The following is a 12,365-nucleotide window of genomic DNA, read 5'->3' as shown; positions in this document are numbered from 1 at the left end:
TCGTGCTCCTGTTCAGAGACGGGGCTCGTCGTTGGTTTCAAACACTGGCCTGCGTTGCTTGGGGGCCATGCGCTTGCTGGCCAGCACCACCAGCGCTTGATAGGCCGCCGGCAGGCAACGGGCGAGCAGGTCGAGGAAATACGCGTCGCGGCCAATCAGCACGCGACGCTTGTTGTTGCGCACGCCTTGCAGGATCACCTTGGCGGCCTGGTCGGCATCGGTGATGAAGAGTTTTTCGAAGTCGGCGCGGGCCTGCTGTTCGCTGTGGATCAGGAAGCCGGTCATGTTCGCGTCGATGCGGCTGCTGCGGCAGATATCGGTGCGGATGCCGCCGGGGTGCACGCAGGTGGCCGAGACGCCGCTGCGTTGCAGGTCCAGCTCCTGGCGCAGGGCTTCGGTAAAGCCGCGCACGGCGAATTTGGTCGCGTTGTAACCGCTCATGCCGGGCTGGGCAAACAGGCCGAATACGCTGGACGTGTTGATCACATGGCCGTCGCCACTGGCCTTGAGGTACGGCAGGAACGCCTTGGTGCCGTGGACCACACCCCAGAAGTTGATGCCGACGATCCACTCCAGGTCGGCGTAGTCCACGCCTTCGACCGTACTCGACAGGGCCACGCCGGCGTTGTTGAACACCAGGTTGACCTGGCCATGCTCGGCCACGCAGCGCGCCGCCCAAGCCTCCATGGCCTGGCGGTCGGACACATCCAGCACCTGGGTGGTAATCGTCACCGGCGCCAGGGTTGAGGTCTTGATCAGTGCCAGGGTCTGCTCCAGGCCCTGGGCGTTTTTGTCCGCCAGTGCCAGGTGGCAACCTTCGCGCGCGAGTGCCAGGGCCAATGCGCGGCCCATGCCGGATGCCGCGCCGGTAATCGCCGCCACGCGGCCGTTGAATGACTTCATGAGAGGCTGCCTTCTGCGGTGGAGTGGGGCGCCGTGGCCGGGCGGGTGGGAACAGTGAGGGGCAACAGGTCGACCGCATAGTCCTTGAGTGCGAACTGCCGGGTGACCCGCTTGAAGCGCCATGTCGAAGCGGGCCACAGGGTGGTGTTCTTGCCGGTACGTGGGTCGAGGTACCAGCTCTGGCAACCGCCGGTGTTCCAGATGGTGCGCTTGAGTTGGTCTTGCAATTGACGGTTGTAGGCCTGTTCCACCATCGGTTTGACGTCCACCGTGGCGATGCGATGGCGCTGCATCTGCCTGAGCGCGTCGAGGATGTAGGTCACCTGCGCCTCGATCATCAGGATCATCGAGTTATGGCCCAGGCCGGTGTTCGGCCCGATGATCAGAAACAGGTTGGGATAGCCCGGCACCGTGGTGCCCTTATAGGCGTGTGCACCGTCGCGCCAGGTGTCCATCAGGTCCACACCGTCGCGACCGATGATGCAGCCCCGGGGCAGCGGGTCGGTGGCCTGGAAGCCGGTGCCGAAAATCAGGCAGTCGGCCGGGTGCTTGATACCGTCGGCGGTGATCACACCGTCGGCTTCGATGCGCAGGATTTTGTCGGTCACCACCTCGACATTGCTGCGCGACAGCGCCGGGTAGTAGTCATTGGAGATCAGCACACGCTTGCAGCCGATGGTGTAGTCCGGCGTCAGGGCCTTGCGCAGGGAAGGGCGCGCCACTTGTTTGCGAAGGTGGCGCAGGGCGACTTTCTGCACCATTTTCATCAGCCGTGGGTGCAGCGCAAAGCCCAGCACACGGCCTTCCAGTGCCCAGTAGAAGGCGCCACGCACCAGACGCTGGGTAACAGGCAGGTGCTTGAACAGCCAGCGTTCGAACGCTGAAATCTCGCGGTCGGGCTTGGGCATGATCCACGGTGGCGTGCGTTGGAACAGATCCAGGTGCGCCACCTGCGGCGCAATCTGCGGCACGAACTGGATGGCACTGGCCCCCGTGCCGATCACCGCCACGCGCTTGCCCTTCAAGGCGTATGCGTGATCCCACTGCTGGGAGTGGAAGCGCTTGCCCTTGAAGGTGTCCAGCCCCGGAATCGCCGGCAGCGCCGGGCGTGCCAGGGCGCCCATGCCCGACACCAGCACCCGCGCACTGACGTGGCGGCCATCGCTGAAACTCAACTGCCAGCGTTGTAGCTGTTCATCGAACACCGCGCGCTTCAGGCCCATGCCGAAACGCAGGTAGGGCGCCAATCCGAAGCGCACCGCGCAGTGTTCCAGGTAGGCGCGGATTTCCGCTTGCGGCGCGAACTGTCGAGTCCAGTCCGGGTTGGGTGCAAAGGAAAACGAATACACGTGGGACTGCACATCGCAGGCGCAACCTGGGTAATGGTTGTCCCGCCAGGTGCCGCCGAGGGTGTCGGCCTGCTCGGCGATAAAGAAGTCGGTGAACCCCGCTTCCTTGAGTTTGATGGCCATGCACAGGCCGGCAAAACCCGAACCGATGATGGCGATGTCGATGGAATCACTGTGGGCATTCATAGGCGGTCCTTCATGGGCATCGGATGTGCTCCTGTTTTTTGTTGTGTCTTTTAGATAGAACACCATTGCAAAGAAAAATTGAATTAATTATTTTAAAAAAGATTTTAAATAATCTACCTGAAAATAGCGCCTACGCTAGGACCTTGTGCCTTATGTGCGACTTGTCCGACGGACGAGCGTGGTACGCACGCCGTTCAGGTCCAGGGTGTGGACGTTGGCCGAGGCCTTGATCAATTCCGGTCAGGTCGCCGGTCACAGGGAAGCCGAGGACGAGCTATGGCTGTGCAATGGGTGACTGCTGCAGGTGTGCTGGTGGGGGCAAGTGCGGTGCTATGGGGTTTCAGCGCCTGGATGACACGGCGCATCGAAGCCGCTGTTCCAATCAACGGGCGCTTCGTGGAGGTGGATGGCGAGCGCTTTCATTATGTGGAAGAGGGCAAGGGCCCACCGCTGGTGATGATTCACGGGCTGATGGGCTGCAGTCGCAACCTGACCTATGCCTTGTCCGGCCAGCTGCGTGAGCACTTTCGGGTGATCACCCTCGACCGTCCCGGGTCGGGGTATTCCACGCGGCATAAAGGTACCGCTGCGGACTTGCCGGCCCAGGCGCGGCAAGTCGCGGCCTTCATCAACCAGCTTGGCCTGGACAAACCCCTGGTGCTCGGGCATTCCCTCGGCGGCGCGATTTCCCTGGCCCTGGCCCTCGATCATCCTCAGGCTGTATCGGGCCTGGTGTTGGTGGCACCGTTGACCCATCCCCAACCCAGGTTGCCGCTGGTGTTCTGGTCGCTGGCGGTGCGACCGGCCTGGTTGCGACGCTTTGTGGCCAATACCCTCACCGTGCCCATGGGCCTGTTGACTCGACGTTCGGTGGTCAAGGGCGTGTTTGCGCCGGACGCCGCTCCCGAGGACTTCGCCACCCGGGGCGGCGGCTTGCTGGGGATGCGCCCCGACAACTTTTACGCTGCCTCCAGCGAGATTGCGCTGGTCAACGACTGCCTGCCCGGGATGGTCAAGCGCTACCCCCAACTGACCCTGCCCATCGGCCTGATCTATGGCGCGCGGGACAAGGTGCTGGACTTTCGCCGGCATGGCCAGGCCCTCGCCGATAAAGTGCCCGGCCTCAAGCTGCAAGTGGTGGAAGGGCGTGGCCACATGCTGCCGATCACCGCCACGGCGCGGGTGGTCGAGGCCGTGCTGCACGTGGCCAAGCGCGTGCGCCCGGTGGAAACGGCCACGGTCCTGCATCCGCCCTTTGCCTTGGCGAACAAATAATCGTGGCCCTCATTGTCGGGTCTAACGTCGCAAATGCCTGCCCTAGAGACCTGACCAAACAGCTGAAAAACAGACTGTCCAGTCACGTAAAAAAGGCCTCGAAAAAGTAGTTGACGACCTAACGATTCCGCGCTATTTATTTAAAAAAATATTTCAATATTTATTTTGAAATGATTTTTGAAATGCCTAAGAGCGAATAAAAATGAAAAAAACGTCTTTTATCGCATGGTTGATTTCCCGGAGCACCCAGCGCTCCCTGAACCTGTTTTCCGCCTGCCTGCCAAGGAGGCTGCCATGAACCGGACTCTGGCAGCGCCAAGCGTTTGGACCGACGGCAAGCGCCACCTGTGGTGGTTGGGCATCCTGCCATTGGCCACCCCTCTGTTGTCCGGCGCCCTCGCCATTGCCACTGGCATCCAGCAACTGTGGTGGGTCGGCGTACTGGTGATCTTTGGCCTGATCCCCCTGATCGACGGGCTGCTCGGCGAAGACATCAGCAACCCGCCCGAATCCGCCGTCAACCACCTTGAATCCCAAAGTTATTACCGTTGGATCGTCTACATCGGCGTGCTGTTCGTCATCGCGTCGGTGGTGATTACCGGATGGCTGGCCGCCGGCGGCATCGACTGGATCATCCGGGGCGGCCTGCTGCACGCCACCGCCAACCTTGAACCTTCCAGCTGGTTGGCCCGCGCCGCCGGTTACATCACTGAGCGTGCGCAACTGCATGGCCAACCAAGCTGGTTTACTTACCTGGGCATGGCCATGTCGACCGGAGCCGCCACCGGTATCGCGATCAACACGGCCCATGAACTGGGGCACAAGCCTAATGCCCTGGAAGTGTTCCTCGCCAAGGTCACCCTGGCGCCGACCTTCTACGGGCACTTCTACACCGAGCACAACCGTGGCCATCACGTGCGCGTCGCCACGCCGGAAGACCCGGCCAGCTCGCGGCTGGGTGAAAGTTTCTGGGCCTTCCTGCCGCGCTCGGTGTGGTTCAGCGCACACTCGGCCTGGAACCTGGAGCGCGAGCGCCTGCGCAAACTCGGCCTGCCGGCCTGGCATTGGAAAAACGCTGTGCTCAGTGCCTGGATGTACAGCGTGGTGTTGTGGGGCGCGATGATTGCCTGGCTGGGGGCTGCGGTGATTCCGTTCCTGGTTATCCAGGGCATCTACGGCTTCTCGTTGCTGGAAGTGGTGAACTATGTGGAGCACTACGGCCTTAAACGCCAGAAGTTGCCCAACGGTCGTTATGAACGGTGTTCGCCTCGGCACTCCTGGAACAGTAATCGGATTGTCACCAATATCTTTCTGTTCCAACTGCAGCGGCACTCCGATCACCACGCCAACCCGACGCGCAGTTATCAGTCGTTGCGCCACTTCGATGAGTCGCCGCAACTGCCTTATGGTTACGCGAGCATGATTGTCTGGGCCTATGTACCGTACTTGTGGCGGCGGCGCATGGATCATCGAGTCCTTAATCATTATGCCGGGGATATCACCCTGACCAATCTTCAACCTTCACAGCGTTTGAAGTACCTGGAGAAGTACAGCGGCAGTGCCAAGCCGTTTTGATCTGAAGTAACACTTAGTGTTGTCGTGTACTCGGGGCCTGATTGCCGCGCAGGATTTTATCGCCCCGAGAAAGTGCTTTGACCCGAACAACAATAATTAAAGGGAAGGACGTACACCATGCAAACACCTGCCAAGTTCACCACCCATATCGTATTGGCCGTGCTGGGCCTGATCGCCTATCACCAGGCCCAGGCCGCGCGTATCGAACCGGCGGGCAGCGCCTTTACCGCCCAGGGCCCGATCAGCTTCTCCAAAGGCGCGCTGATCAGCGCCGATTGCACCATCAAGGTGGCCGGCAAGGTCGCTGCGGACGGTTCCTCGGTCAATGTCGACAAAGTCGAATTCGACGGCGGCCTCAAGTGCAGTCGCGTCGAAGCCATCAACTTGCCGTGGATCCTGGTCGCCAAAGATACCAGGAGCGGTTCCATGTCGAAGATCAGTGTGGATGTTCACGCCTTCGGCCTGGGCGGCAAGTGCGGGCCTTCTACCGCCGATGGCACCTGGGATAACGCCACCGGCAAGTTGGAAGCCGCCAATGTACCGATTGGCGAAGACTGCAAGATCAAGACGGTGTCGATCAAGATGCCGCCGAACTTCAAAGTTGTTGAATAGCGTGCTGCGGTAATTGAATTGAAATTTGGCTGGAAAGGGAAGTTCTGCAGTTTCACCGTGACCTCTCGTTCATGGCCATTACCCCCTGGCGAAATGACTCGCCATAACATGTGAGGAAAAACAATGAAAAGCTTGAAAACCCTCGTATCGTTGTCTGCTTTGGCTGTTTGCATGGGTGCTGCTTCGATGGCCAATGCCTATAGCATCACCCCGGTGAACTCGAGCTTCACTGCGCCAGGCACCATTTCGGTGAAGTCGCCATCGTCGTTCCAGGCCACTGTTAACTGCGGCGCAACTTTTACCGGGAACGTCGATGCCAGCGGTGTGGCAAAAATCACCGGTGTGGCGGTGACCGGCGGTGGTCTTTGTGCGCTGCCGAAAATCACCGGTCTGCCATGGACCTTGACCGCCACCGGTGCCGCTGCGGGCTCGGTCAGCAACGTTGGTTACACCATCGCCGCGTCGGTTCTGTATCCGGCGTCCAATTGCGGTCCATCCACCATCACCGTGGGCTACAGCGGGGGTGTGCTGACCGCCTCCAACCAGACCTTGAGCGGCAGCTGCACCGTGGTGAGCCTGAGCGTTACCCCAAGCCCGACATTTACCATCGTGCCTTGATGGGTAACTGACACACCGGGCTGATCACCTGTTGAAAGACTGGCGCCTCGATCGGGCGCCAGTTTGTGAACTGCCGGAAGCAAAACGAACCGGCGGGGCCGGCTCAGAGAAATAACAATAAGGAGTGCCGCATGAATAATAAGAAACAACACGTGCAGGTTTTGCTGGGGCTGGCACTGATAGGCGGGGCGATGGTGAACGCGCCTGCACAGGCCGGCGGTTTTTCAACTCCGACCTACGGCGCACCCGGTTGGGGCCGGGCATTTGCCGGTGGCTCGTTGTTCAAGAACGATCCCAGTTCCGCATACAACAACCCGGCGGCCATGGCGTTTGTCGAACACAACGTGGCGCAATTTACCGTCGACTACGCCCGCATCAAGATCAAATACAAAGGTGACGCCTCTGATTATGCAGGCAACCCGATTTCCAATACGCCCTTGGACGCCAATGGTTTTCCCGACGTCGCAGCGACCACGGTGAATAGCAACGACGGCGGTCAAGGCGGGTTCACTGCCTGGTTGCCAACCGGTTTCATGGTCATGCCCCTGGGGGATCGGTTTGCTTTCGGCCTGAGCCAGGTTGTGCCGCAAGGTATGCGCTCCACTTGGGATCAGGACTCGAAACTGCGCGACTTTGCAGTGGACACCAAAATTGAAACCGTAGGATTGACCGGATCCCTGTCCTTTAAGGTGAATGATCAATTTTCTATCGGCGGTGGCGTGATCGTGCAACACAGCAAGGGCTTCGTCAGCCAAAACGTGGACTTGTTGTCTGCCGCCGCGGTGTCCGATTCCGTGCTGGGCGGGATCAATTTTCCATCTGATGTCGGCAATGCCTTGATGCGTGTGAAGGTCGACAACATTTCAGCGGGCTGGTTTACCGGCATTGTTTGGAAACCCACGGAGCGAGACACCCTTGGCTTGAATTACCACGCCAAGATCAAGAACAAGATGACCGGCAAATACAATATTTACGCCGATCAGTTTTCCTACAACCTGATGACCCAGCCAAGTCCGTTTGGCGGTAGCGGTACGTTGGTGAATACCGCTTATCCAGGGTTAGAGCTGGCACCGGACGGCGCCCATGCCAGTGTCCAACTGGACATTCCTGCCACGGCCGGCCTGGACTGGGTACACCAGTTCAACGATCGCTTCACGATGGGGGCCAGTGTGACCTGGACTGAGTGGTCCTCTTTCAAAGACCTGACGCTCGAGTCCGGTGGCACCACCATTGTGTCCATTCCCTACAACTACAAGAACACCTGGATGTACTCCCTCGGCGGTGACTACCGCTTGACCGATGAGTTGACCTTGCGTGCAGGTGTAGCCCTTGACCAGACACCTACACGCAATTCGACCCGCGACCCGCGAATCCCGGATGGCGACCGTACATTCCTGTCGTTGGGGGCTGGTTACGATGTGAAAGCAATCAAGGGCCTCAGTCTTGACCTGGCCTATTCCCACCAGTTCGTGCAAGAGGTCAAGCTCAAGACTCAAAACGTCGATCGCCTGGGTGGCGCAAGCCTGAATGGCAAGGCGGAGTCGTCGGGCGATGTGGTGAGCGTGTCGGCCACCTACGCGTTCTGATATTTCATAGAGGGTGATGGAAAAGGCACCAGGCGCATCTTGATGCCTTCACCCTCATTCCACGTCGACAGTTCCTTGAGTATTGGCATTCCAGGCTGATTCATTCAGCCGCTATTTTTTCGCCCAAGCATTAAATAAAAATTTCAAAACAAAATTTGAATTTATCTTTCCAAGTTTGTAGTGTGGCTTTACGCCGCAGGTCGATCCGACCTTTCGCACGTAAACCACGCCCTGAATCGAGTAGAGGTATCCCCATGGTTATCTGGTTATTGGTGGGTGTCGCAGCCGCGATTGCCCTGGCGTATCGACAAGCTGCCGCCACCCTGTGGCTGGGCGCTGGCCTGATCTGGCTGACAGCGGGTTACCTGTTCAATGGGGTGGCGGCTTTCGGCGCCACCGTCGCGGCCGTGCTGGTGGTATTGCCGGCGTTGTTGATGAGCCTCAAACCGCTGCGCCGCGCGCTGTTGACCGGCAAGGCCCTCAATCTGTTTCGCACGATCATGCCGGCGATGTCCGACACCGAACGCGCCGCCATCGAGTCCGGCACCGTGTGGTGGGACGCCGAGCTGTTCAGCGGCAAGCCCGACTGGCAGCGCCTGCTGCAAGCGGCCCCGGCGAGCCTCAGCGCCGAGGAGCAAGCCTTTCTCGACAATGAAGTGGAAACCCTGTGCGACATCGCCAACGACTGGGAAACCACCCAGGTCTGGCAGGACATGTCCCCCGAAGGCTGGCAGTACACCAAGGACGCCGGCTTCCTTGGCATGATCATTCCCAAGCAGTACGGCGGCAAAGGCTTCTCCCACTATGCCCATTCCCAGGTAGTGATGAAGCTGTCGACACGCTGCTCGGCGGCGGCGATTTCGGTGATGGTGCCCAACTCCCTGGGCCCGGCCGAACTGCTGCTGCATTACGGCACCGATGCCCAGCGCAATTACTACCTGCCACGCCTGGCCCGGGGCGAAGACATCCCGTGCTTTGCCCTGACCAGCCCGTACGCCGGCTCCGATGCCGGGGCGATTCCCGATCTGGGCATCGTCTGTAAAGGCACCCATGAAGGCCAGGAGGTACTGGGGTTTCGTGTGACCTGGGACAAGCGCTATATCACCCTCGGGCCGATCGCCACGGTGCTCGGTCTGGCGTTTCGCGCGGAAGATCCGGACGGATTGCTGGGGCCGAAGGGCTCTCTCGGCATCACTTGTGCCCTGATCCCCACCTCCCATCCCGGCGTAAACAGTGGTCGCCGGCACTGGCCGCTCAACGCGGTATTCCAGAACGGCCCGACCACCGGCAAGGATGTGTTCATCCCGCTGGAGTGGGTGATCGGTGGCCGCGAACAGGTCGGCAACGGCTGGCGCATGTTGATGGAGTGCCTGGCCGCCGGCCGCGCGATTTCCCTGCCGTCGGCCAACGTCGGCCTGGGCAAGGTCGCGGTGCGTGGTACCACGGCCTACGCGGCGATGCGCAAACAGTTCGGCTTGCCCATCGGCAAGTTCGAAGGGGTGCAGGCGCCGCTGGCGCGCATGGCCGGGCATCTGTATGCCTGCGATGCGGTGCGCAAGGTCTCGGTGGCTTCATTGGATGCCGGTGAGAAGCCCTCGGTGATCTCGGCCATCGCCAAGTACCACGTCACCGAACGCGCGCGGATGATCGTCAACGACGGCATGGACATTGTTGCCGGCAAGGGCATCTGCATGGGCCCGAATAACTTCCTGGCCCGTGCCTATCAGCAAAGCCCCATCGCCATCACGGTGGAAGGCGCGAACATCATGACGCGCTGCCTGATCATCTTTGGCCAGGGCCTGATTCGTTGCCATCCCTATGTGTTCCGCGAAATGGAAGCGGCGCGCAACCCGGACCGGCGCCAGGCGCTGGAAGACTTTGATAGCGCGATGTTCGGCCATGTGAGCTTTGTATTGGCCAACACCGTACGTTCGGCGGTGCATGCCCTGACCGGCGGGCGCCTGATTTCCGTACCGGCCAAGACCGACCCGGCGCTGGCGTCCTACTATCGCCAGGCCAATCGCCTGTCGGTGGTGCTGGCGCTGATCTCGGATATTTCCATGGGCGTGCTGGGCGGTGCCCTCAAGCGCAAGGAAAGTATCACCGGGCGTTTGGGCGATATTCTGTCGCAGCTGTACATCCTGTCCTGCGTGCTCAAGCGCTTCGAGGACGACGGCCGGCCCCAGGCAGACCTGCCGCTGGTGCATTGGGCGGCACAGGACGCATTGCTGCGTGCCCATGAAGCCCTTGCCGAAGTGCTGGACAACTACCCCTCCACAGCGGCGGCGGCGGTGCTGCGTGGCTTGACGTTCCCGTTCGGTATTGCGTTGCGCAAACCTTCGGATCAGCTGCTGGCCCAGGTGGCCGATGTGGTGCAGATCCCCGGCGAAACCCGCGACCGCCTGCTGGCCAATTCCTACATTCCGCGTCCGGAAATCGACAAGCTGGCCTACGGCGAGTTGGGCTTCCGCCTGCTGCCGCAAGTCGAGCTGATCGACGCCCGGCTCAAGCCGGCCATCAGGCAAGGCCTGCTCGAACCGATGCCGATTGCCGCCACGGCCTTTACCGCCTGGCGCGTCAAGGCGCGGGCGCTGGACCTGATCAGCGACGACGAAGACGCCTTGCTGGCGCGCTATGTGGAATACGCCGACCACGCTATCCAGGTGGATGACTTCCCCCAGGACTTCGGTTTGCTGGAGGCGTTGCAGCAGCGCAGGCAGGCGTTGGAACCGGCGCCCAAACGCCGAGCCGCCCAAGGTGAAAACGCCCCGGTCAACTGATGTGGGAGGGGGCTTGCCCCCGATAGCGATTTGTCTATACCCATCCTGTGGTCTGACACACCGCTATCGGGGGCAAGCCCCCTCCCACACAGACCGGGTTTACACGGCAAGTTTGTGTGGTGAGTGGATCTATCTATGAGTGACAGCTACCTATCGTTCGTCAATTCCCCCTGGGGCCGTCGCCTGGCCCAGGTGGTGGGCTTGCCCCAGCCCGTGCCGTTGCAGCGTCACCGCAGCGGCCAGCCAGGCCTGGCCAACCCGGTGATTGTCGCCGGGGCAGGGCGCCTGGCTGCGCAGGTGCAACAGGTATTCAGCGCCACCGACACGGTCACCGCCACCCCGGCGACGCTCAAGGCGCCGTCCACGGTCAAGGTGCAGGGCGCAGTGTTCGATGCCAGCGACATAACCGGCCTGCAGCAACTGGACGAGCTCTATGAGTTCTTCCACGCCAACGCCAGGCGCCTGGGCCAACACGGCCGCGTTGTGGTGCTGGGCACCGCGCCGGAACACTGCACCGAGTTGCCCCAGGCCATCGCCCAGCGTGCGCTCGAAGGCCTGGTGCGTTCATTGGCCAAGGAGTTGCGCCGGGCGATCACCGTGCAGTTGCTGTACGTGGCACCGGGAGCGGAAGACGCACTGGACAGCAGCCTGCGTTTCTTCCTGTCGCGGCGTTCGGCCTATGTGTCGGGGCAGGTGGTGCGCCTGGAAAAACCGGTGGATGGGCAGGTCGCCGTCAATTGGGACAAACCCTTCGCCGGCCGCCGCGCGCTGGTCACCGGCGCTTCCCGAGGCATTGGCCTGGCCATCGCCCAGGTCCTGGCCCGCGAGGGCGCCCATGTGGTCTGCGTGGACGTGCCCCAGGCCCAGGACTCGCTGCAACAGGCGGCCGCGAGTGTGGACGGTTCGGCGCTGCCGTTGGACATCACGGCAGCGGACGCCGCTGCCCAGTTGCATGCCCATGTCGGCCAATACGGTGCCTTCGATGTGGTGGTGCACAACGCCGGGATCACCCGCGACAAGACCATCGCCAAGATGCCTGAAGCGGCCTGGCGCAGCGTGTTGGCGGTCAACCTTGAAGCGCCGTTGAACCTGAGCAATGCCTTGCTGGACAACCAGGGTTTGAATCCTGGAGCTCGCATCGTGTGCGTGTCGTCGATCTCCGGCATTGCCGGCAACCTCGGGCAAAGCAACTACGCCACCTCCAAGGCCGGCGTGATCGGCCTGGTGCAAGGCCTGGCCCCGCGTGCGGCGGCGCAACAGGTGACGGTGAATGCGGTAGCACCTGGATTTATCGAGACCCAGATGACCGCCAAGATCCCGCTGATGATTCGCGAGGCCGGGCGGCGCATGAACTCGATGTCCCAGGGCGGGCAGCCGATCGATGTGGCCGAAACCATTGCCTGGCTGGCGCACCCGGCGTCGGGCGGGGTCAACGGCCAGGTCGTGCGCGTGTGCGGCCAAAGCCTGCTGGGAGCCTGAGC

Annotated in this window: 9 protein-coding genes; 7 read left to right on the top strand and 2 right to left on the bottom strand. The window is 61.3% G+C overall.

Annotated features, from left to right (window positions below; genetic code table 11):
- Positions 1-12: 12 nt before the first annotated feature.
- Positions 13-903, bottom strand: coding sequence for an SDR family NAD(P)-dependent oxidoreductase (locus FX984_RS05020; RefSeq protein WP_146478009.1), 891 nt, complete (start codon positions 901-903; stop codon positions 13-15).
- A complete protein-coding gene (locus FX984_RS05015) occupies positions 900-2,438 on the bottom strand; it encodes a flavin-containing monooxygenase (protein ID WP_146478010.1) in 1,539 nt (512 codons plus the stop codon). Before FX984_RS05015 ends, FX984_RS05020 begins: the two co-directional genes overlap by 4 nt.
- A 276-nt stretch (positions 2,439-2,714) precedes the next feature.
- Between FX984_RS05015 and FX984_RS05010 the strand changes: the two genes are divergently transcribed.
- The 7 genes from FX984_RS05010 (at position 2,715) to FX984_RS04980 (ending at position 12,363) form a co-directional block, all read left to right on the top strand.
- Positions 2,715-3,713, top strand: a complete 999-nt coding sequence (locus tag FX984_RS05010; RefSeq protein WP_154905340.1) for an alpha/beta fold hydrolase — start codon at positions 2,715-2,717, stop codon at positions 3,711-3,713.
- A gap of 294 nt (positions 3,714-4,007) precedes the next feature.
- On the top strand, positions 4,008-5,288 hold the full coding sequence (locus tag FX984_RS05005) for an alkane 1-monooxygenase (protein WP_092356800.1): 1,281 nt from the start codon (positions 4,008-4,010) through the stop codon (positions 5,286-5,288).
- 117 nt (positions 5,289-5,405) lie between these two features.
- Positions 5,406-5,900 carry an alkane oxidation protein activator PraA gene (praA, locus tag FX984_RS05000; RefSeq protein WP_027608592.1) on the top strand — a complete coding sequence of 165 codons (495 nt, stop codon included), beginning with the start codon at positions 5,406-5,408 and terminating at the stop codon, positions 5,898-5,900.
- 123 nt (positions 5,901-6,023) lie between these two features.
- A complete protein-coding gene (praB, locus tag FX984_RS04995; protein WP_027608591.1) occupies positions 6,024-6,518 on the top strand; it encodes an alkane oxidation protein activator PraB in 495 nt (164 codons plus the stop codon).
- Positions 6,519-6,649: 131 nt separating this feature from the next.
- Positions 6,650-8,104 (top strand): outer membrane protein transport protein, encoded by a 1,455-nt coding sequence (locus FX984_RS04990; protein ID WP_027608590.1) that lies wholly within the window; start codon positions 6,650-6,652, stop codon positions 8,102-8,104.
- Between the two features lie 254 nt (positions 8,105-8,358).
- Positions 8,359-10,884: an acyl-CoA dehydrogenase gene (locus FX984_RS04985; RefSeq protein ID WP_146478011.1), complete on the top strand. Its 2,526-nt coding sequence runs from the start codon at positions 8,359-8,361 to the stop codon at positions 10,882-10,884.
- Positions 10,885-11,019: 135 nt separating this feature from the next.
- On the top strand, positions 11,020-12,363 hold the full coding sequence (locus FX984_RS04980; protein WP_146478012.1) for a 3-oxoacyl-ACP reductase: 1,344 nt from the start codon (positions 11,020-11,022) through the stop codon (positions 12,361-12,363).
- The last annotated feature ends 2 nt before the right edge of the window (positions 12,364-12,365 follow it).

Source organism: Pseudomonas marginalis (assembly GCF_008692035.1).
GTDB lineage: Bacteria > Pseudomonadota > Gammaproteobacteria > Pseudomonadales > Pseudomonadaceae > Aquipseudomonas > Aquipseudomonas marginalis.
Note: the sequence above shows the minus strand (reverse complement) of the source record. Positions and strands in the feature narration are given on the sequence as shown.